The organism is Streptococcus pacificus, assembly GCF_016481305.1.
GTDB lineage: Bacteria > Bacillota > Bacilli > Lactobacillales > Streptococcaceae > Streptococcus > Streptococcus pacificus.
The window spans coordinates 121,563-142,260 of record NZ_JAENBO010000003.1 but is presented as its reverse complement, the minus strand read 5'-3'; the positions used below and the strand labels follow the sequence as shown (position 1 = coordinate 142,260).

Sequence of the window (20,698 nt, the reverse complement as noted above, 5' to 3'; positions counted from 1 at the left end):
AAAAAATAATGAAGTGCGTTTCATTTGCGCAGAAAGGAATTATAATGACTGACAAAAAATCATTTTATATTACAACACCGATTTACTATCCAAGTGGTAAACTCCATATTGGTTCAGCCTACACTACCATAGCTTCTGATGTTTTGGCACGCTATAAACGTCTCATGGGTTATGATGTTTTTTATTTAACTGGTCTTGATGAACATGGCCAAAAAATTCAGGAAAAAGCGGCAGAAGTCGGTAAAACCCCTCAAACTTATGTTGATGAAATGGCTGCAGATGTTGAAGAACTATGGCAGTTACTGGATATTTCTCATGATAAATTTATCAGAACCACTGATAAGGACCATGAAGCCGTCGTAGCCCAAATTTTTGAGCGCTTATTAGCTCAAGACGATATCTATCTTGGAGAATACTCAGGCTGGTATTCAGTATCAGATGAAGAATTTTTCACAGAAAGTCAGTTAGCAGAAGTTTTTCGTGATGCTGATGGTAAAGTTATCGGAGGAATTGCTCCAAGTGGTCATGAGGTTAAGTGGGTCTCTGAAGAATCTTATTTCTTACGCCTAAGTAAATATGCTGATCGCTTAGTTGCTTTTTATCAAGAACACCCAGAGTTTATTCAACCACACGGACGTATGAATGAAATGTTGAAAAACTTCATCGAACCAGGTCTTGAAGATTTGGCAGTATCACGGACTTCCTTTACCTGGGGTGTTAAAGTACCATCAAATCCAAAACATGTCGTTTATGTATGGATTGATGCCTTAAGTAATTATATTTCTGCTCTTGGTTACGGTACAGCTGACACACAAAAATTTGATCAGTTTTGGCCGGCTGATATCCATATGCTAGGAAAAGATATCCTACGTTTTCACTCTATCTACTGGCCAGTTCTTCTGATGGCGCTTGACTTACCACTACCAAAACGCCTTATTGCTCACGGTTGGTTTGTCATGCAAGACGGTAAAATGTCAAAATCAAAAGGCAATGTCGTCTATCCTGAAATGCTGGTAGAGCGCTTTGGATTAGATGCGTTACGCTATTATTTGATGAGAAGTTTACCTGTTGGTAGCGATGGTACCTTCACACCAGAAGATTATGTTGGACGCATTAACTATGAATTAGCCAATGATTTAGGAAACCTACTCAACCGCACTGTAGCGATGATTAATAAATACTTTGATGGCAAAATTCCTAGCTATCAAGAAAATGTCACAGCATTTGATGCTGCTCTTGTTGAGACGGTGACAGAAAATATCAAGGCTTATCATGATTATATGGAGGCAGTCGATTTTCCAAAAGTTCTTGACAGCATTTGGCAAATTATTGCTAGAACCAACAAATATATCGATGAAACCACACCATGGGTTCTTGCAAAAGAAGAAAAAACGCAAGAGTTAGCAAGCGTGATGAGTCACTTAGCAGCTAGCTTACGTGTTGTTGCCCACCTTATTCAACCATTTATGATGACAACAGCTACTGGCATTATGACGCAACTTGGTCTTGACAATACTTATCATCTAGCTACTATTTCAATGGAGAGTTTGCCAGTTAACCTAACCGTTGTTAAAAAAGGTGAGCCACTTTTCCCACGTCTTGATATGGAAGAAGAAATTGCCTATATTAAAGAACAAATGTCAGGAAAACAAGCCACAGAAAAACCTTGGGATCCTGCTGAGGTAGAGTTAGTCAACGAAAAAGATACCATTAAATTTGATGTCTTTGATAAGGTAGAAATTCGCGTTGCCGAAGTGAAGGACGTTCAAAAAGTACCTGGTTCTGATAAATTATTACAATTTAGATTAGACGCAGGTGATGGAGAGGATCGTCAAATCCTTTCAGGAATTGCCAAGTACTATCCAAATCCAGAAGAATTAATTGGACAAAAATTGCAAATTGTTGCCAACCTCAAACCGCGTAAAATGATGGGGTTACTCAGTCAAGGGATGATTTTATCAGCTGAACACGGTGACAAGTTGACTCTTTTAACAGTAGATAAAACTGTACCAAACGGCAGTCAAATTGGTTAATCACTAAAAAGAGAACATTTTGTGTTCTCTTTTTTGATGACTTTTAAGCTATTTGCAAGAAAAGAAAACTATTCTTTTTATGGTATAATGGCAGTAGCATAAAGGAGGCTATCATGACATTTGAAGAAATTTTACCAGGGTTAAAAGCAAAGAAAAAATATGTTCGCACAGGTTGGGGTGGTGCTGAAAATTATGTCCAATTATTTGATAGTATTGAACAAAAAGGGCAATCTCTAGAGGTAACGCCTTACTTTTTAATTAATGTTTCAGGTGAGGGTGAAGGTTTTTCCATGTGGAGTCCAACGCCTTGTGATGTTTTAGCAACAGATTGGATTGAAGTGAATGACTAAAACCGTTTTAATTACAGGTGTCTCGAGTGGTATCGGCTATGAGCAAGCAAGACTTTTTTTAAAAGAAGGTTACCATGTTTACGGTGTTGATAAAAATCCTGCTCCAAGATTAGAAGGATTATTTGATTTTATTGCATTAGATATTACAAAAGATTTAACACCTTTATTTACGCAAGTAAAAGATATTGATGTTTTATGCTTGACAGCTGGTGTTTTGGACAATTACAAACCATTATTAGCAACAACTATCAAGGAAATATCTAATGTATTTGACACTAATTTTTTTGCAACAGTTAAGATGACTTCTTTTTATTTAGAAAAAATGGTTGAAAAAGAATCAGGCTGTATTATTACCATGTGCTCCATCGCCTCTTTTATAGCAGGAGGAGGTGGTGTGGCCTATACCGCATCTAAACACGCATTAGCCGGGTTCACCAAACAATTAGCACTTGATTATGCCGATAAAAATATCTCTATTTTTGGTATTGCTCCAGGCGCCGTCAAAACAGCCATGACTAAAGCTGATTTTGAACCAGGTGGTTTGGCAGATTGGGTTGCAAAAGAAACACCAATCAAACGTTGGATTTCACCAGAAGAAGTGGCAGAGTTGAGTCTATTTTTGGCGTCAGGAAAAGCCTCTGCTATGCAGGGTGAGATTATTACTATTGACGGTGGTTGGAGTCTGAAATAAAAGGAGTTTACAATGAAATTAGCACTAGTTGGCACAGGGATGATTGTTAAAGAAGTCCTACCTGTTCTAAAAACAATTGAAGGAATTACTCTAGAAATGATTGTCTCAACAGCTCGTAGTCTTAATATAGCAAAAGACTTATCCGAAAAATATGGCATAAAACAAAACACCAGTAATTACCAAGAAGCACTAGCTAGTAAAGAGGTAGATACCGTTTATATTGCTGTACCAAATCACCTTCATTTTACTTTTGCAAAAGAAGCCTTATTAGCTAACAAACATGTCATCTGTGAGAAACCATTTACGATGACAGCAAAAGAATTGGAAGAACTTTCACAGTTAGCAAACGAAAGACAACTCATCTTATTAGAAGCCATTACCAATCAGTATTTAAAAAATTATGATGAAATTAAAGAATTATTGCCTAAACTAGGCGAGATTAAAATTATCAATTGTAATTTTTCACAATATTCGTCACGTTATGATGCTTTTAAAAACGGTGAAATTGCTCCTGTGTTTGATCCAGAAAAAGGTGGAGGGGCTCTTCGTGATTTGAATATCTATAATATTCATTTTGTTGTTGGTTTATTTGGCTTACCTAAATCTGTTCAATATTTGGCTAATATTGAAAAAGGTGTTGATACATCAGGAATTTTACTTTTGGATTATCAAACGTTTAAGGTCTCTTGTATCGGCTCTAAAGACTCCAGTGCAGCCATTAAAACAACGATTCAAGGGAATAAAGGCTATTTAGATGTTAACGGTGCCACAAGTATTATTCCATCAATCGCTTTAACTCTAAATGGTGAGGAAACGAGAGTTATTAATAATAATCCAAATCAACCTCGTCTATGGTCTGAATTTGTTGCATTTGAAGAAATCATTCGTTTAAAAGATTTAAAAGAAGCTAAAAAAAGACTCAATCATAGTCAACGCGTGATGACCGTTCTTGATCAGGCACTAGCGACAATGGTTTAACAACTTCTGTTAATTATGCTATAATAGAGTAATTTTAAAAAGGCATTGTGAGGAAAAGAAATGACAAATTATGCAATTATTTTAGCGGCTGGAAAAGGAACCCGCATGAAATCAGATTTACCTAAGGTGCTTCATCAAGTAGCAGGTATCTCAATGGTTGAACATGTGTTTCGCAGTGTTTCAGCTATCAATCCCGCCAAAAAAGTAACGATTATCGGACACAAGGCTGATTTAGTCAAGGACGTAGTGGGGGAACAATCTCATTTTGTTCTACAAAAAGAGCAATTAGGAACCGGACATGCGGTTATGATGGCTGAAGCTGAGCTGGCAGGTTTAGAAGGACAAACCTTAGTTATTGCTGGTGACACACCGCTGATTACAGGTGAAAGTCTGAAAAATCTTGTTGATTTTCATAGTAATCACAAAAATGTTGCCACAATTTTAACTGCTGAAGCAGACAATCCTTTTGGCTATGGTCGTATTATCCGCAATCAAAATGATGAAGTCACAAAAATTGTTGAGCAAAAAGATGCTTCTGATTTTGAACAACAAGTCAAAGAAATTAATACAGGGACTTATGTGTTTGATAATAAGCGTCTGTTTGAAGCCCTTAAAAACATCACCACAAATAATGCTCAAGGGGAATACTATCTAACAGATGTCATTGGTATTTTCAAACAATTGGGTGAAAAAGTTGGTGCCTATAAATTACGTGATTTTGATGAAAGTCTAGGTGTTAATGATCGTGTTGCGTTATCAAGAGCTGAAAGAGTGATGCGTCAAAGAATTAATCATCAGCATATGGTGAATGGTGTCTCTTTCATCGATCCAAAAACTACTTATATTGACATAGATGTTAGCTTAGACTCAGAAGTTATTCTTGAACCTAATGTCACCCTAAAAGGGAAGACAAAAGTTGGTCAAGCCAGCACAATTACAAATGGTAGCTATCTGGTAGATGCGACTATTGGTAAAAATGTGACCATAACAGCTTCAATGATTGAGGAGTCTATCGTTGAAGACAATGTGACTGTTGGTCCATATGCCCACATTCGTCCCCAATCTCATCTTTCCCAAAATGTTCACATTGGAAATTTTGTAGAAGTAAAATCTTCAACCGTCGGAAAGAACACTAAATCAGGTCATTTAACCTATCTTGGCAATGCTACTATTGGTAGTGGTGTCAACATTGGTGCTGGTACCATTATTGCTAATTATGATGGTCAAAATAAGTTTAAAACAACTGTTGGAGATAATGCTTTTATTGGCAGCAATTCAACTATCATTGCACCTGTGAATGTTGGGGAAAATGCAATAACAGCAGCAGGCTCAACTATTCATCAAGATGTACCAGAAGATAGTTTAGCTATTGGTAGAGGTCGCCAAGTTAATAAAGAAGGTTATGCTGTTAAAATGCCGCATCACCCAAGCCAGAAATAGGAGTTTTTTTATGGAATTTATTGAAAAAACAATCGAAAGAGAAACTATTTTTAAGGGTCATATTTTTGACGTTGCTGTTGATAAGGTTGAATTACCAAATGGTTTAGGGACGTCAACACGTGAACTCGTTTTTCATAAAGGTGCGGTTGCCGTATTAGCAATAACACCAGAAAATAAATTAGTTATTGTTAAACAATACCGTAAAGCTATTGAGATGATTAGTTATGAAATTCCTGCTGGGAAACTAGAAGTTGGTGAAAGTGGCTCTGAAAAAGAAGCTGCCCTTCGTGAACTAGAAGAAGAAACTGGTTATGTTGGAGAACTTTCGCTTATCCATGAATTTTATACAGCTATTGGTTTTTGTAACGAAAAGATAAAACTCTATTTAGGGACAAGTCTTAAAAAAGTGCCAAATCCAAAACCAAAAGATGACGATGAAACGATTGAAATTCTTGAATTAAGTCTAAAAGAGTGTCAAGACATGATTAGTACTGGTCAAATTACCGATGCCAAAACAATTATTGCAGTTCAATACCTAACACTAAATCAAGAAAGGATACTCTAATGGGAAAACCTTTATTAACTGATGACATCATTAGACGTGCTAATGCCAAAAAAACATTGGATAGTCAGTTGATAGAAGACGAAGATACCAAAGTTATTCCAGTGATTTCTGATAATTATTCTGATTATTCTTTGCAAGACGAGCCTTCCAATGGACAAGAGCAAATGATTAAAAGCCGTCGGATAGAAAATGCTAAGCGCAATGCTTTCAGCAAGAAATTAAATTTAATTTTGGTTATAGTCATTTTATTATTAGCTGTTTTAATGTATGCCATTTTTAAGATTTAGGAGAAAAAATGAAAATTGGAATTATTGCTGCAATGGAAGAAGAACTACACTATTTAGTGAATAATCTTGCAGAAAAAAAAGAAACTCTTGTTTTAAATCAGTCTTATTTTTCTGGGAAAATTGGCCAACACGAGGTGATTCTCGTTCAAAGTGGTATTGGTAAAGTCATGAGTGCCATGAGTGTTGCTGTTTTAGCTGATCATTTTGGAGTATCAGTTATTATTAACACTGGTTCAGCAGGTGCGGTAAATAAAGAGCTTAAAATTGGAGATGTTGTTGTTTCAGACCGTTTAGTTTATCATGATGTTGACGTTACGGCATTTGGTTATAAATATGGTCAAATGGCAACTCAACCTCTCTATTATCAATCAAGTCCGTGGTTGGTTAAGGCTTTTAAGAAAGTTTTACAAGAGGAAGCTGTTTCTTCTAAAATCGGTCTGATTGCAACAGGAGATAGTTTTATTGCAGGACAAGAAAAAATAAATAACATCATTGAATTGTTTCCAGAAGTTTTGGCTGTGGAAATGGAAGGTGCTGCAGTAGCTCAAGCAGCTTCTAATGCCAAGTGTTCGTTTATTGTTGTTCGAGCTATCAGCGATACAGCTTCACATGACGCTAATATTACTTTTGCAGAATTTATCAAAGAAGCGGGTCGAACTTCAGCCAAAATACTCATCACCTTTTTAAAGCAATTATCTCCCGAAATTAATGATATTTAAAAGGATTAGATTTTTAAAAAACAACAATGTTTCTAAAAAATGACAATTAAATAAATTTTTTATTATCAAAAACGTAAAACACTAACATTTTACGTTTTTTTATGTTATAATATTTTGGAATAATACTGTTTTTAATCAGTACAAAAGATAAGAGAGATAGTGAGGTCGAGTGAATGGCTAGGAATGGCTTTTTTACAGGATTGGATATAGGAACAAGCTCGATTAAAGTTCTTGTTGCTGAATTTGTTGATAATGAGATGAACGTTATCGGAGTGAGTAATGTAAAGAGCTCCGGTGTTAGAGATGGCATTGTTATTGATATTGATGCCGCTTCAAAAGCGATAAGAACTGCAGTAGATCAAGCAGAAGAAAAGGCTGGCATTTCAATTGATAAGGTTAGTGTTAGTTTGCCGGCAAATCTTCTTCAGATTGAACCTACTCAAGGAATGATTCCCGTAACTAGTGATTCAAAAGAAATTAAAGATGAAGATGTTGATAGTGTTGTTAAATCAGCATTAACAAAAAGTATTACACCAGAACGTGAAGTCATTTCATTAGTCCCTGGTGAATTCATCGTGGATGGTTTTAAAGGGATTAGAGATCCACGAGGCATGATGGGTATTCGTTTAGAAATGCGTGGTTTGTTGTATACAGGACCAAGTACCATTTTGCATAATTTAAGAAAAACAGTTGAAAAAGCAGGGATTGCTGTTGACAATGTCATCATTTCACCTCTTGCTATGACCAAATATGTCCTTAATGAAGGTGAAAGAGAGTTTGGAGCAACTGTTATTGATATGGGTGGAGGCCAAACAAGTGTTGCTTCTATGCGTTCTCAAGAGCTTCAATTTACAAATATCTACCCTGAAGGTGGTGACTACGTCACAAAAGATATTTCAAAGGTACTTAAGACATCTATTAACACTGCTGAAGCTATCAAGTATAATTTTGGGAATGCCAATGTCAGTGACAGTAGTGCTACAGAAACTATTCAAGTTGAAGTGGTTGGTGAAACTCAACCGATTGATGTTTCTGAACGTTATATTTCAGAAATTATTTCAGCTCGTGTTCGTAGTATCTTTGGCCATATTAAACAGGACCTAGAACGCAGTCGATCTATTGAGTATCCAGGAGGTATTATCCTTGCTGGTGGAGGTGCGATTATTCCTGGTGTTGTTGAATTGGCTCAAGAAACGTTTGGCGTTAATGTTAAACTATTTGTACCTAATCAAATGGGGATTAGAAATCCAATGTTTGCTAATGTGATTTCACTCGTTGATTATGTTGGTTCTATGGCAGATGTTGATATTATTGCTCAAAGAGCTGTAACTGGTGAAGAATTATTACGTCGTAGACCTATTGATACAGGAAGAGCTCCTGTGATGAGTGAGCCGGTTAGCTACTCAGAGACTAATAATATAGCAGAAGTTAAAAGACCACAAGAAGATATTGAATCTAAGCCTAAAGAAAACATTGGAGACAAGGTTCGTAATATTTTTGGAAGTATGTTTGATTAAAGATAAAAATAAGTGAGGAAATAAAATGGTATTTTCGTTTGATACAGCAGCTAGTCAAGGTGCAATTATTAAAGTTATTGGTGTCGGCGGTGGTGGTGGCAATGCCATCAACCGAATGATTACAGAAGGTGTTTCTGGTGTTGAATTCATTGCAGCTAATACCGATGTACAAGCTTTGAGTAGTTCAAAAGCTGAGACTGTCATTCAACTTGGTCCTAAATTGACTAGAGGACTTGGTGCTGGGGGACAACCTGAGATTGGTCGTAAAGCAGCAGAAGAAAGTGAAGAAACAATTACAGAAGCATTGACTGGTTCAGATATGGTATTTATCACTGCCGGAATGGGTGGTGGTTCTGGAACTGGTGCTGCACCTGTTATTGCTAGAATTGCAAAAAGTTTAGGCGCTTTGACAGTTGCGGTTGTGACACGTCCATTTGCTTTTGAAGGAAATAAACGTAGCAACTTTGCGATTGAAGGCATCTCAGAACTTCGTGATCAAGTGGATACTTTGTTAATCATTTCTAATAACAATCTTTTAGAAATTGTTGATAAAAAAACACCTCTTCTTGAAGCACTTAGTGAGGCAGACAATGTGTTGCGTCAAGGTGTTCAAGGTATTTCTGACTTAATTACTAATCCTGGGCTTATTAATCTTGACTTTGCTGATGTTAAAACAGTGATGGCAAATAAAGGAAATGCTTTAATGGGAATTGGTATTGGTTCTGGAGAAGAACGTATTGTAGAAGCAGCTCGCAAAGCTATTTACTCGCCTCTTCTTGAAACAACTATCGATGGTGCTGAAGATGTTATTGTTAATGTGACAGGTGGTCTAGATATGACTCTTACTGAAGCTGAAGAAGCTTCTGAGATTGTTAGTCAAGCAGCTGGTCAAGGTGTTAATATCTGGTTAGGGACTTCAATTGATGATACCATGGCTGATGAAATTAGAGTAACAGTTGTAGCTACAGGAGTGCGTCAAGATAAAGTTGAACGTGTTTCAGGTATTGGGAATGCGCAACCTCACACTGCTAACTCATCTAGACAAGCAGGTTCTCAATATGCAGCAGAACATTTAAATACAAGACGTCAAGCTTATCAATCATTTGATATGAATGAAACACCTGATATGCCTAGAGCAAGTCGTCCTCAGGATTCTGCACCACAATCATCTGGTTTTGGAAACTGGGATCTTCGTCGTGACTCAATCACTCGTCCAACTGAAGGTGAATTAGATAGCAAACTTACAATGTCTTCATTTTCAGAACAATCTGATGACGATGATGAATTAGAGACACCACCATTCTTTAAAAATCGTTAAAATGGATTTAGAAAAAAATACAGCTAATGTTCTTCAGGAAATCTCAAAAGTTGCTCAAGAAGCAGGTAGATCTCCTGAGGACATTAATATTATAGCAGTTACAAAGTATGTTGATTTAAAGACAACTAAAGAAATCATAGCATTAGGAATAAAACATATTGGTGAGAACCGAGTTGATAAATTTTTATCTAAGTATGAAGCTCTTTCTAATGAATCTATTGTTTGGCATTTTATCGGAAGTTTACAACGTCGAAAGGTGAAAGAAATCATTAATAAAATTGATTACTTTCATGCACTTGATTCCTTGAATTTAGCAAAAGAAATTCAAAAAAGGGCTGAACATCCTATAAAATGTTTTTTACAAGTTAATATTTCGGGTGAAGAAAGTAAACATGGTTTTTCACTTGAGGAGATTGACAATGTAATTAATACTTTAATAGAATATGATAAAATTAGTATTGTTGGTATTATGACAATGGCACCAATTGATGCTAATAGCGAAGAACTAACGGACATTTTTAAAACAGCAAATGAACTTAGGTTAACCTTGAAGGACAGAAAACTTAAAAATATGCCTTTGACTGATTTAAGTATGGGAATGAGTAGAGACTATAAAGTAGCTATTCAAAATAACGCAACATATGTTAGAATCGGAACAGCATTTTTTAGTTAAATGGAGATAAAATATGGCACTTAGAGATAAATTTAATAAACTTATTTCTTATTTTGATACAGATGATATCAGCGAATTAGAAGAAGAAGTAACTGAGCAGTCAGTTAGACAACCTCGTGTTGAACAACCTAAGAAGAGACATGAGTACCCTTCAGGCATTGAGATGCCAGACAGAGAAATAAAAGAGAGATCACACTTACGTCCTGTGGCAAATGTTTCTCCTTCACATGCTAAGGTTAATAGAGAACAAATGGCTCAAACGGCAGCAGAATCTGCAAAAACAACTATTGCAATTAAATATCCTAAAAAATATGAAGATGCTCAAGAAATAGTAGATGCTTTGATTCTTAATGAGTGTATTTTGATTGATTTTCAGTATATGATAGATGCTCAAGCGCGTCGTTGCCTTGATTTTATTGACGGTGCTAGTAAAGTCCTTTATGGTAATCTTCAAAAAGTAAGTTCTTCAATGTTTTTATTAACACCAGCTAATGTTATTGTTGATTTTGATGAGATAGGTATCCCACATAATGGACAAGATATTAGTTATGACTATGATATGAAGAGATGATAAATGATATTATTTATAATTAATAACGCAATTGATATTTTTTCTTTTTTACTTGTTGTTTATGCATTACTTTCTTGGTTCCCAGAGGCACACAATAGTCCTTGGTCGGGCTATTTGTATCAAATTGTCGAACCTATTTTAAAAGTATTTAGAAAATTTAATCTCCAATTTGGAACAATTGATTTCACTGTAGTGGCAGCTTTGATTGCTTTACGAATTCTAAAAAATGTAATCAATATGATTTTATAAAATGGTAGAAAAAAACTCTTTATATCAGCATTTTAGACAGGATGAAAAACTATTTCTTGAAAAAATAGAAGAATTAATTCAAAAAGTGGAAGATTCCTACTATATTCAAGTGACAGAATTTTTAGATCCTAGGCAAGTATACATCGCAAAAATTCTATTAAAGACAAGAAAAACAACTTTTTATGTTAGTAGTGATTACTTCGCGATGGAATACGCTAGAATCATTATTTCACCGCCGTCACCTTATTATGAGTTCGAATTTTCAGATTTTGAAATCTCATTACTAAATATCAGTTATAATGATAAGTTTAATCAATTAACCCATGCGCAAATTCTTGGAAGTTTGATCAATGGTCTGGGCATTAAAAGAACAGTTCTTGGTGATATTATAATTAAAAAAGGGCAGGCACAGGTTCTGATTGATACAAAAATGCTTCCTTATTTTAAAAATAATATTCATAAAATTGGTCGTACCAGTGTGAAACTCTCAGAAGAATCTTTGGAAAAATTAATTCAGGCAGATGATGTGGATAAAACAATTGATGTGTTAACAACGAGTCTAAGAATAGACAATGTGATTTCATCTGTTTTAAAAATATCAAGAAATGAAGCCCTGAAATTAATTACCTCTGATAAGGTAAAGATTAACTATATGATTGTCAACAAAGCATTTGATACTATTTCAGAAAATGATATTATAAGTGTCAGAGGTTATGGGCGATTTATTATTGCATCTGATAATGGCCTATCAAAACAAAAGAAACATAAATTAACAATTATTCGAAAAGTGCATAAGTGAGGAAACGTGGATGACATTAACAACACTCGAAATTAAAGATAAAACATTTAAAGTAAAATTTAGAGGTTATAGCATTGACGAAGTCAATGAGTTTTTAGATATGGTTATTGATGATTATGAAGAAATTATTCGTGAGAACCATACCAAACAACAACGGATCAAAGACTTAGAAGAAAAAATAGCATATTTTGACAATATGAAAGAATCTTTGACACAATCTGTTATCTTAGCTCAAGAAACGTCGGATAAAGTTAAAATGTCTGCTAAAATCGAAGCGGATAATATTCTAAATAAAGCACAAAATGATGCGTTTACTTTAATTGAGGAAGCAAAAGCAAAGGCTAATCAAATCATTCGTGATGCGACAGATGATGCCAAACGTGTTGCAGTTGAAACAGAAGACTTGAAACGTCAGAGCCGTTTATTCCATCAACGCTTATTATCAGTGGTTGAAGGTCAAATGGGTCTCGTTAATGCACCAGAGTGGCATGATTTGTTACAGCCAACAGCGGTTTACCTTCAAAATTCTGATGCAGCTTTCAAGGAAGTTGTTGAAAAAGTGTTAGAAGAGCATGTTCCTGAAACAGATGATTCTAATTCTATGGATGCGACTCGTCAATTCAGTCCAGAAGAGATGGCAGAATTACAAAGACGTGTTGTAGAAGGAAATGCCCAGCTAGAAGCTGCAAAAAAAGCTTCTGAAGAAGCATCAAACCCAACAATTGAAATCATATCGGAACAATCTGATGATGTAGATGACACTGTCCAATTTAATATTGACGATTAACAAGAACACAAGAAATTGATAATATTTTCAGCGAGTAGGAGTTGGTGTGAGTCCTATATTCCCTTGTCAGTTTTTTATCATCTTGTTTGTTTCTATCTGAACAATTGATAAGATAGAAGGTTAGCTTACCTTACAAGCAATGAGGAATACTTATAGTATTCGAATTAAGGTGGTACCACGAGCTTTCGTCCTTTATGATGAAGGCTTTTTTATATATAAGGAGAAAAAATGAAATTAAAAGAAACACTTAATCTAGGTAGTACAGCATTTCCAATGCGCGCTGGTTTACCAAATAAAGAACCACAATGGCAAAAATCATGGCTAGAAGCTGATTTATACGCTAAAAGACAAAAATTAAATGAGAATAAACCGTCATTTCATCTTCATGACGGCCCTCCTTATGCCAATGGTAATATCCATGTTGGGCATGCATTGAATAAAATCTCAAAAGATATTATTGTACGCTCTAAATCTATGTCAGGTTATAGGGCTCCCTATGTTCCAGGATGGGATACGCATGGTCTTCCAATCGAGCAAGTTTTGGCTAAAAAAGGTGTTAAACGTAAGGAAATTGATTTATCTGACTATCTTGAAATGTGTCGTCAATACGCACTTAGTCAAGTCGATAAACAAATGGAAGATTTTAAACGTTTAGGTATTTCTGCTGATTGGGAAAATCCTTATATTACACTGACAAAAGATTATGAAGCGGCACAAATTAGGGTTTTTGGTGCTATGGCTGACAAAGGTTATATCTATCGAGGCGCTAAACCTGTCTACTGGTCTTGGTCATCTGAGTCTGCTTTAGCTGAGGCTGAAATTGAGTATCATGATTTAAAATCAACCTCTATTTATTATGCTAATAAAGTTAAAGACGGTAAAGGAGTTCTTGATAACAATACTTATATTGTTGTTTGGACAACAACGCCTTTTACAGTAACAGCCTCACGCGCTTTAACTGTTGGTCCGGATTTTGATTATGCCCTTGTTAAACCAGCTAATGATTCTAGACAATTTGTGGTTTCTTATGATATGCTAAACGATTTAGCGACACGTTTTTCATGGGAATCTCCAGAAGTATTGAAAACTTATAAAGGAAGCGAACTTGAAAGAATTGTCACAGAACACCCTTGGGATAAAGACGTTGATGAATTAGTTATCCTTGGTGACCATGTTACCCTTGACTCTGGTACAGGTATTGTCCATACAGCACCTGGTTTTGGTGAGGATGACTATAACGTTGCTAGTCAGTATGGTTTAGAAGTAGCTGTTACGGTTGATGGCCGCGGTATGATGATGGAAAATGCTGGGGAGGCCTTTGCTGGTCAGTTTTACGCAAAAGTGACTCCAATTGTCATTGAACAATTAGGTGATTTACTCCTAGCAACTGATGAGATTACCCACTCTTACCCATTTGACTGGCGGACCAAAAAACCAATTATTTGGCGCGCAGTGCCTCAATGGTTTGCTTCTGTTTCTAAATTCCGTGAAGACATTCTGTCAGAAATTGATAAAACGATTTTCTACCCAGCTTGGGGTAAAACACGTCTTTACAACATGATTCGCGACCGTGGAGACTGGGTTATTTCTAGACAACGTGCTTGGGGAGTGCCATTACCAATTTTCTATGCTGAAGACGGAACACCGATTATGTCTAAAGAAGTGACTGATCATGTTGCAGATCTTTTTGAACAAGAAGGCTCAGCTATTTGGTGGCAAAAAGAAGCAAAAGAACTGCTCCCTGAAGGCTTTACTCATCCTGGTTCCCCAAATGGAGAGTTTACAAAAGAAACAGATATCATGGATGTTTGGTTTGACTCAGGAAGTTCGTGGAATGGTGTTATGAACAGTCGTTCTAATCTTTCTTATCCAGCAGACCTTTATTTAGAAGGAAGCGACCAGTACCGTGGTTGGTTCAATTCATCACTTATCACGTCTGTGGCTGTTAATGAACACGCACCATACCAAGCTATTTTATCGCAAGGATTTGTTCTTGACGGTAAGGGTGAGAAGATGTCTAAGTCAAAAGGGAATATCATTTCTCCTAATGATGTGGCTAAACAATATGGTGCTGAAATTCTTCGTCTTTGGGTGACCTCTGTTGACTCCTCAAATGATGTGCGTGTGTCAATGGAGATTCTTGGGCAAGTTTCAGAAACCTACAGAAAAGTTAGAAATACTCTTCGTTTCTTACTAGCCAATACTAATGATTTTAATCCAGAAGTTAACAGTGTATCGTATGACCAACTTCGTTCAGTGGATCAATACATTACAATTAAGTTTAACCAGTTAGTAGCAACAATTAATAAAGCTTATGAAGAGTACGACTTTATGACTATTTATAAGGCAATTGTTAACTTTGTCACAGTAGATTTATCTGCTTTCTATCTTGATTTTGCCAAGGATGTTGTTTATATCCAGGCCGCTGATAGTTTAGAAAGACGTCAAATGCAAACTGTCTTCTATGATATTTTGGTTAAATTAACGAAATTGTTAACACCAATTTTACCACATACAGCTGAAGAAATTTGGTCTTACTTAGGCTTTGAAAAAGAAGAATTTGTCCAATTATCAGAAATGCCTAAAGCTCTAGCTTTTGATCAAGAAGATAAAGTTGTTGAGCAGTGGGAACGTTTTATGACTATTCGTACTCAGGCTCAAAAAGCGCTTGAGGAAGCGCGTAATCAAAAAGTGATTGGTAAATCACTTGAAGCACACTTAACGATTTATCTAAATGATGAGACAAAAACATTTTTAGAAAGTTTGGAGAGTGATATTGCTCAGTTATTAATTGTTTCTCAATTAACAATGACTCAGGAGGCAGCTCCAAAAGAAGCTGTTGTGTTTGATGAAATTGCCTTTAGTGTTGAACATGCTACTGGTGATGTCTGTGCTCGTTGTCGTAGATTAGATGAAACAGTTGGAAAACACATCAATCCAAATCTTGCTATGGTTTGTGAGTCTTGTGCCACTATTTTAGAAGCTCATTTCCCTGATGCTGTAAAAGAAGGTTTTGAAACCAAATAAAAAAGAAAAACGATGTCATTTGCTATCAAGCGAGGCATCGTTTTATTTTTAGGTTAAATAAAAAGCAGTTTAATACTGCTTTAAATTGTGGTAGGAATTGATATCTCAATCAGCTTAGCTGAATGGATTGTTTTGATTTGATCAGGGATTGTAATCTTGCGATCTATTTTACGTTTTAAGAAAAACTCACGAATCGCTTCTATTTCATTATCTTTGATAGCTCGATATTTATTAATGATCAATAATTCATAGTGTTTAGGGGCTTGTGTAAAGATAACATCGGTATTTCCTGCTGAGTATACTTCAACGAGTTTAGCATCAGTATGTTTCAATTGGTTTTTAACCAATTGAGGATGGCTACTTGTAGTATTAATTAATCTCATCTTATTCCTCCGCCATATCTTTTTTCTATTATTATAGCACGATTTTATAAATATGACTTAAATTAGTGTTCTATTTTATATTTTTTTTGCCATTGTTCAATTCCCCAACGATGGCTACCCCGTTTTAACTTTATCAAGGCCTCCTTGATGGGGAACCATTCTAGATTGTTAAAATCCTCTAAAGGTTGTGAAACTTTTTGATAGTTTATGACATCATAAAGGTAGGCAGGATTGTAATAATGTGTTTGCCTATGCGAGGAGAAGAAATACTCATCTGCTTGACCAAAATAGTCGCCGATTGTGGCTTCAAAACCAAGTTCTTCTATTAATTCACGTTTTAGAGCACTAAAGTGATCTTCATTGGCCTCTATTTCGCCACCTGGTAAAAACCATGCCCCATTTGGTGCTTGAACAAGAATGATTTTTTCCTTTTTCTCATCAGCAATAACGGCATAAACACCATATCTAGCAACATAATCAGTATTTTCTTCTTTTGTTCCAAAAACGGGATTTGTCATGATAAAACTCCTTTTTAACATTATACTAAAATCTTTTTAGTTTGACCAATCTGCTATTAATGAGGTGAAATAAAAAAGAGAAGTCTAGACTTCTCTTTTTGTGATTAAGCATTCTCACTATCAGAATCAGCTTTTTTAGCTGACTTAATAACAATATTACCGTTACTTGTCATCATCGCTTTCAGATCTTTTTCATTTGGGTTATCAAGGTAAAAGTCTGTAATCGCATCTTCAATGTATTCTTGAATCGTTCTACGAAGTGGACGTGCCCCCATTTTTGGATCATAGCCAAGGTCAACTAATTTTTCTTTAACCTTATCAGTGACACTTAGCTTGATGTCATTATTGAGAAGACGCTCGCTAACATCATTTAACATTAGGTCAACAATAAGCAATAGATTTTCCTTACTTAGTGGTTGGAATTCAATGATACCGTCAAATCGGTTCATAAATTCAGGACTAAAGAAGTTAGATAGCTGTCCAAGAATAGAATTTTTACGTCCTTCTCTTGTTGCACCAAAACCAACACTTGCTTCAGTTTTACCGCTACCAGCATTTGATGTCATAATGATAATCGCATCCTTAAAGCTAACTGTTCGTCCTTGACCATCAGTTAATCGACCATCATCAAGAACTTGAAGGAACATATGTAGGACATCAGGGTGTGCTTTTTCAATTTCATCTAAAAGAATGACAGAATATGGGTTACGACGAACTTTTTCAGTCAATTGACCAGCTTCATCATAGCCGACATATCCTGGAGGGGCTCCAACTAATTTAGAGACGGCATGTTTTTCCATGTACTCACTCATATCAAAACGAATCATACTATCTGCTGAACCAAAAAGTTCAATCGCGAGTTGTTTTGATAGTTCCGTCTTACCAACACCAGTTGGCCCCACAAAGAGAAAGCTTCCGATTGGACGGTTTGGTGAGCCTAAACCAACACGATTACGGCGAATGGCTTTAGCTATTTTATCAACAGCTTCGTCTTGACCGATAACATGCGCTTTTAAATCTTCAGCTAAGTTCACTAATTGTGTTTGTTCTTTTTCTTTCAAATCACCAACAGGAATATTGGTTTTTTGTTCAATAATACTCTCAATATTTTTTTCGGTAATAATTGGTGTGTTTTGTTCATCCACACGATTTTGTTGTATTTCCTTATACTTGGCAATCTGATCTCTGAAATAAGCAGCGCGTTCGTAATCTTCATCACGAGTGGCTTGATTTTTAAGATTTTCAGCTTCTGTTAAACGCTTATCAATTTCTTGAGGATTGACAAAATTGAGCGTGAGGTTCATTTTTGAACCTGTTTCATCCAATAAGTCAATCGCTTTATCTGGTAAGAAGCGATCTTGGATGTAACGGTTTGATAGTACCGCTGCAGCACGAATGGCTTCATCAGTGTATTTGACATGATGGTAATCTTCGTACTTACTTTGAATACCTTTTAAGATGGTGATGGTTTCGTCAACACTTGGCTCATCAACTTTAACGGGTTGCATACGGCGCTCAAGAGCAGCGTCTTTTTCAATGACACGGTATTCATTAAGTGTAGTAGCACCAACAAGTTGTAGTTCACCGCGTGCTAGGGCTGGTTTTAAGATGTTACCGGCATCCATGTTGCCTTCTCCAGCAGAACCGGCACCAACAATTTCATGGATTTCATCGATAAAAAGAATGATTTCTTCTCGATTACGAATTTCTTCCATTAATTTTTGCATGCGTTCTTCAAATTGACCACGGATACCAGTACCTTGAACAAGACTAACAACATCTAAGCGGATTACTTGTTTCCCTTGTAGTTTCTGAGGCACGTCACCATCAACAATTTTTTGAGCTAAGCCTTCAACAACAGCAGTTTTACCAACCCCAGCTTCACCAATTAGAACAGGGTTATTCTTTGTTCTGCGGTTAAGAATTTCAATCACACGAGTAATTTCCTCATCGCGACCAATAACAGGGTCAATATTACCATTTCTAGCAATTTCTGTTAGATTAATCCCGAACTCTTCTAAGACACCTTGTGGTTTTGGAGGAGTTGGAGGGGTATTACGGAAACGGTTGTTACCGTTGTTGTTAATCCCATTTCCTCCTGCCTGTGTTTTAGGGGAGTTTGGAAGGTCGTTATTAAAGGCACGAAAATTATTCAAATCACCAAAGAAATCATCAAAGAGTGGATTAATTGATGAAGAATGAGAAAGATTTCTCAATAATTGATTATGTGGATCTGTTTTCATGATTTGATAACAATTTTGACATAGGTCGATTTGTTTTTTCTTGCCGTTAACATTGGTAAAAAGGTGTATTGTGGCTTCATTTAAGTTACAATTTTGACAAAGCATAGTAGTTACCTCTTTCGTTATGACATAAAGTTGACCATTAAAACCATTTGGTCAGTTTTGGTCAAACTTTTTATAAAATAATTATATCACCATTGGAAAAGAAATCAAGTAAAAAGATTGGAATATTATTATAGGTAAGATAACTCTTTTAACAGCACTATTTTAGGTAGAAAACCAACAAAATAATATTTTTATTGTTTGTTTGCCTTGATTTATGATAAAATAGTAGAGATTAAAAGTGAATAGGAGAGAACTATGGAATCACATTTAGTGAGAATTATTAATCGTCTCGAATTAATGGCAAATGATGGTGGTAATTTTAAACGTAATTTTGAACGTGATGGTGTTGTTGTTGCTGAAGTAGCTTATAACAATGATCCTGAACAAGGGGTTACTTTTACCCTTCGTGATGTTGCTGCTCGTGAAACGTATACGTTTGATAGTATTGATTTAATTGCAATTGAGATTTTTGATTTACTTTATTAATAATGTACAAAAAGGCAAGGGTACAAGTGTGCTTTTGTCTTTTAAAATAGCATAAGAAGATTATAACGAGATAGATAATAGGAGTAGATAATGGCAACAATAATAGATGGTAAGGGTCTTGCACAAAAAATGCAAACGAATCTCGCTCAAAAGGTTGAGGAATTAAAACAAGCGCATGGGATTGTGCCAGGTCTCGTTGTTATTCTTGTGGGTGAAGATTCAGCTAGTCAAGTTTATGTGAGAAATAAAGAGCGTTCAGCACTTGCTGCTGGCTTTAAGAGTGAGGTTGTTCGTGTCCCTGAAACAATTAGTCAAGAAGAGCTATTGACCTTAGTGTCAACCTACAATGATGATGATAGTTTTCATGGGATTTTAGTGCAACTGCCATTGCCAGGTCATATTGATGAAGAAGCTGTTTTAATGGCTATTTCTCCAGAAAAAGATGTTGATGGGTTTCATCCTGTTAATATGGGCTTATTATGGAGTGGTCATGGGGTAATGAAGCCTTGTACGCCAGCAGGTATTATGGAAATGTTTAAGGAATATAATATTTCTTTATCTGGTAAAAACGCTCTAGTTATCGGTCGTAGTAATATTGTTGGTAAACCGATGGCACAACTTTTGATGGATGAAAATGCGACAGTAACTATCGCCCACTCTCGTACACAACAATTAGCGGCATTAGCAAAAACTGCTGATATCTTGGTTGTTGCTATTGGTAGAGGTCATTTGGTGACTAAAGAATTTGTCAAACCAGGCGCTGTTGTCATTGATGTTGGTATGAATCGTGATGAAAATGGTAAATTAATTGGTGACGTCAAATATGATGAGGTGGCTGACATTGCCAGCTATATCACACCTGTTCCAGGAGGTGTTGGGCCAATGACTATTACTATGCTTCTTGAGCAAACTTATGAGTCAGCACTTAGAAAAGTCAAATAAATCAAGTGTTTTAATTG

The 20,698-nt window shown here is 35.9% G+C and carries 21 protein-coding genes and 1 other annotated feature; of the genes, 18 read left to right on the top strand and 3 right to left on the bottom strand.

What is annotated here, in order from left to right:
* Positions 1-44 precede the first annotated feature (44 nt).
* The 16 genes from metG (at position 45) to ileS (ending at position 16,004) form a co-directional block, all read left to right on the top strand.
* Entirely contained in the window at positions 45-2,033 is a 1,989-nt protein-coding gene (metG, locus tag JHK62_RS04960; protein ID WP_199575640.1) for a methionine--tRNA ligase, read from the top strand.
* 113 nt (positions 2,034-2,146) lie between these two features.
* On the top strand, positions 2,147-2,383 hold the full coding sequence (locus JHK62_RS04955) for a DUF2829 domain-containing protein (RefSeq protein WP_199575639.1): 237 nt from the start codon (positions 2,147-2,149) through the stop codon (positions 2,381-2,383).
* Positions 2,376-3,074 carry a 3-oxoacyl-ACP reductase gene (locus JHK62_RS04950; protein ID WP_199575638.1) on the top strand — a complete coding sequence of 233 codons (699 nt, stop codon included), beginning with the start codon at positions 2,376-2,378 and terminating at the stop codon, positions 3,072-3,074. Before JHK62_RS04955 ends, JHK62_RS04950 begins: the two co-directional genes overlap by 8 nt.
* 12 nt (positions 3,075-3,086) lie before the next feature.
* Positions 3,087-4,052: a Gfo/Idh/MocA family protein gene (locus tag JHK62_RS04945; RefSeq protein ID WP_199575636.1), complete on the top strand. Its 966-nt coding sequence runs from the start codon at positions 3,087-3,089 to the stop codon at positions 4,050-4,052.
* A 60-nt stretch (positions 4,053-4,112) separates the two neighbouring features.
* Positions 4,113-5,492, top strand: a complete 1,380-nt coding sequence (gene glmU / locus JHK62_RS04940; protein WP_199575635.1) for a bifunctional UDP-N-acetylglucosamine diphosphorylase/glucosamine-1-phosphate N-acetyltransferase GlmU — start codon at positions 4,113-4,115, stop codon at positions 5,490-5,492.
* A 10-nt stretch (positions 5,493-5,502) separates the two neighbouring features.
* Positions 5,503-6,057 carry an NUDIX domain-containing protein gene (locus tag JHK62_RS04935; protein ID WP_199575633.1) on the top strand — a complete coding sequence of 185 codons (555 nt, stop codon included), beginning with the start codon at positions 5,503-5,505 and terminating at the stop codon, positions 6,055-6,057.
* Positions 6,057-6,344 carry a cell wall synthase accessory phosphoprotein MacP gene (gene macP / locus JHK62_RS04930; protein WP_199575631.1) on the top strand — a complete coding sequence of 96 codons (288 nt, stop codon included), beginning with the start codon at positions 6,057-6,059 and terminating at the stop codon, positions 6,342-6,344. The genes JHK62_RS04935 and macP overlap by 1 nt, the downstream gene beginning before the upstream one ends.
* An 8-nt stretch (positions 6,345-6,352) precedes the next feature.
* Positions 6,353-7,063 carry a 5'-methylthioadenosine/adenosylhomocysteine nucleosidase gene (locus JHK62_RS04925; RefSeq protein WP_199575629.1) on the top strand — a complete coding sequence of 237 codons (711 nt, stop codon included), beginning with the start codon at positions 6,353-6,355 and terminating at the stop codon, positions 7,061-7,063.
* A gap of 173 nt (positions 7,064-7,236) precedes the next feature.
* Entirely contained in the window at positions 7,237-8,580 is a 1,344-nt protein-coding gene (gene ftsA / locus JHK62_RS04920; RefSeq protein ID WP_199575627.1) for a cell division protein FtsA, read from the top strand.
* Positions 8,581-8,605: 25 nt separating this feature from the next.
* Positions 8,606-9,898, top strand: coding sequence for a cell division protein FtsZ (gene ftsZ, locus JHK62_RS04915; RefSeq protein WP_199575626.1), 1,293 nt, complete (start codon positions 8,606-8,608; stop codon positions 9,896-9,898).
* A gap of 1 nt (position 9,899) precedes the next feature.
* Positions 9,900-10,571 carry a YggS family pyridoxal phosphate-dependent enzyme gene (locus tag JHK62_RS04910; protein ID WP_199575625.1) on the top strand — a complete coding sequence of 224 codons (672 nt, stop codon included), beginning with the start codon at positions 9,900-9,902 and terminating at the stop codon, positions 10,569-10,571.
* A 13-nt stretch (positions 10,572-10,584) separates the two neighbouring features.
* The gene (locus JHK62_RS04905) at positions 10,585-11,142 is read left to right on the top strand and encodes a cell division protein SepF (RefSeq protein ID WP_199575624.1); all 558 of its coding nucleotides are present in this window, start codon (positions 10,585-10,587) and stop codon (positions 11,140-11,142) included.
* 3 nt (positions 11,143-11,145) lie between these two features.
* Positions 11,146-11,391: a YggT family protein gene (locus JHK62_RS04900; protein ID WP_199575623.1), complete on the top strand. Its 246-nt coding sequence runs from the start codon at positions 11,146-11,148 to the stop codon at positions 11,389-11,391.
* Between the two features lies 1 nt (position 11,392).
* Positions 11,393-12,190: a YlmH family RNA-binding protein gene (locus JHK62_RS04895; protein ID WP_199575622.1), complete on the top strand. Its 798-nt coding sequence runs from the start codon at positions 11,393-11,395 to the stop codon at positions 12,188-12,190.
* A gap of 10 nt (positions 12,191-12,200) precedes the next feature.
* Entirely contained in the window at positions 12,201-12,977 is a 777-nt protein-coding gene (locus JHK62_RS04890) for a DivIVA domain-containing protein (protein WP_199575621.1), read from the top strand.
* Positions 12,964-13,173, top strand: a binding site (T-box leader). It overlaps the preceding gene by 14 nt.
* 32 nt (positions 13,174-13,205) lie before the next feature.
* Positions 13,206-16,004, top strand: coding sequence for an isoleucine--tRNA ligase (gene ileS / locus JHK62_RS04885; RefSeq protein WP_199575620.1), 2,799 nt, complete (start codon positions 13,206-13,208; stop codon positions 16,002-16,004).
* Positions 16,005-16,084: 80 nt separating this feature from the next.
* On the opposite strand, the gene JHK62_RS04880 is transcribed toward ileS, so the two are convergent.
* From JHK62_RS04880 to JHK62_RS04870, 3 genes are all read right to left on the bottom strand, one after another.
* Positions 16,085-16,387, bottom strand: coding sequence for a DUF1827 family protein (locus JHK62_RS04880; RefSeq protein ID WP_199575618.1), 303 nt, complete (start codon positions 16,385-16,387; stop codon positions 16,085-16,087).
* Positions 16,388-16,449: 62 nt separating this feature from the next.
* Positions 16,450-16,905, bottom strand: coding sequence for an NUDIX hydrolase (locus JHK62_RS04875; protein ID WP_199575616.1), 456 nt, complete (start codon positions 16,903-16,905; stop codon positions 16,450-16,452).
* Positions 16,906-17,009: 104 nt separating this feature from the next.
* Positions 17,010-19,253, bottom strand: a complete 2,244-nt coding sequence (locus JHK62_RS04870) for an ATP-dependent Clp protease ATP-binding subunit (protein WP_199575615.1) — start codon at positions 19,251-19,253, stop codon at positions 17,010-17,012.
* A 255-nt stretch (positions 19,254-19,508) separates the two neighbouring features.
* Here JHK62_RS04870 and JHK62_RS04865 point away from each other — a divergent pair, with 255 nt between their 5' ends.
* Positions 19,509-19,739: a DUF1797 family protein gene (locus JHK62_RS04865; RefSeq protein ID WP_199567595.1), complete on the top strand. Its 231-nt coding sequence runs from the start codon at positions 19,509-19,511 to the stop codon at positions 19,737-19,739.
* A 90-nt stretch (positions 19,740-19,829) separates the two neighbouring features.
* Positions 19,830-20,681, top strand: a complete 852-nt coding sequence (locus JHK62_RS04860) for a bifunctional methylenetetrahydrofolate dehydrogenase/methenyltetrahydrofolate cyclohydrolase (protein WP_199575613.1) — start codon at positions 19,830-19,832, stop codon at positions 20,679-20,681.
* The last annotated feature ends 17 nt before the right edge of the window (positions 20,682-20,698 follow it).

Coding starts and splice junctions, on each gene's coding strand:
- JHK62_RS04865 (WP_199567595.1), top strand. CDS start 19,509: ATGGAATCACATTTAGTGAGAATTATTAATCGTCTCGAATTAATGGCA.
- JHK62_RS04910 (WP_199575625.1), top strand. CDS start 9,900: ATGGATTTAGAAAAAAATACAGCTAATGTTCTTCAGGAAATCTCAAAA.
- JHK62_RS04935 (WP_199575633.1), top strand. CDS start 5,503: ATGGAATTTATTGAAAAAACAATCGAAAGAGAAACTATTTTTAAGGGT.
- JHK62_RS04870 (WP_199575615.1), bottom strand. CDS start 19,253: ATGCTTTGTCAAAATTGTAACTTAAATGAAGCCACAATACACCTTTTT.
- metG (WP_199575640.1), top strand. CDS start 45: ATGACTGACAAAAAATCATTTTATATTACAACACCGATTTACTATCCA.
- JHK62_RS04950 (WP_199575638.1), top strand. CDS start 2,376: ATGACTAAAACCGTTTTAATTACAGGTGTCTCGAGTGGTATCGGCTAT.
- JHK62_RS04925 (WP_199575629.1), top strand. CDS start 6,353: ATGAAAATTGGAATTATTGCTGCAATGGAAGAAGAACTACACTATTTA.
- glmU (WP_199575635.1), top strand. CDS start 4,113: ATGACAAATTATGCAATTATTTTAGCGGCTGGAAAAGGAACCCGCATG.
- macP (WP_199575631.1), top strand. CDS start 6,057: ATGGGAAAACCTTTATTAACTGATGACATCATTAGACGTGCTAATGCC.
- JHK62_RS04875 (WP_199575616.1), bottom strand. CDS start 16,905: ATGACAAATCCCGTTTTTGGAACAAAAGAAGAAAATACTGATTATGTT.
- JHK62_RS04945 (WP_199575636.1), top strand. CDS start 3,087: ATGAAATTAGCACTAGTTGGCACAGGGATGATTGTTAAAGAAGTCCTA.
- JHK62_RS04905 (WP_199575624.1), top strand. CDS start 10,585: ATGGCACTTAGAGATAAATTTAATAAACTTATTTCTTATTTTGATACA.
- ftsA (WP_199575627.1), top strand. CDS start 7,237: ATGGCTAGGAATGGCTTTTTTACAGGATTGGATATAGGAACAAGCTCG.
- JHK62_RS04860 (WP_199575613.1), top strand. CDS start 19,830: ATGGCAACAATAATAGATGGTAAGGGTCTTGCACAAAAAATGCAAACG.
- ileS (WP_199575620.1), top strand. CDS start 13,206: ATGAAATTAAAAGAAACACTTAATCTAGGTAGTACAGCATTTCCAATG.
- ftsZ (WP_199575626.1), top strand. CDS start 8,606: ATGGTATTTTCGTTTGATACAGCAGCTAGTCAAGGTGCAATTATTAAA.
- JHK62_RS04890 (WP_199575621.1), top strand. CDS start 12,201: ATGACATTAACAACACTCGAAATTAAAGATAAAACATTTAAAGTAAAA.
- JHK62_RS04955 (WP_199575639.1), top strand. CDS start 2,147: ATGACATTTGAAGAAATTTTACCAGGGTTAAAAGCAAAGAAAAAATAT.
- JHK62_RS04880 (WP_199575618.1), bottom strand. CDS start 16,387: ATGAGATTAATTAATACTACAAGTAGCCATCCTCAATTGGTTAAAAAC.
- JHK62_RS04895 (WP_199575622.1), top strand. CDS start 11,393: ATGGTAGAAAAAAACTCTTTATATCAGCATTTTAGACAGGATGAAAAA.
- JHK62_RS04900 (WP_199575623.1), top strand. CDS start 11,146: ATGATATTATTTATAATTAATAACGCAATTGATATTTTTTCTTTTTTA.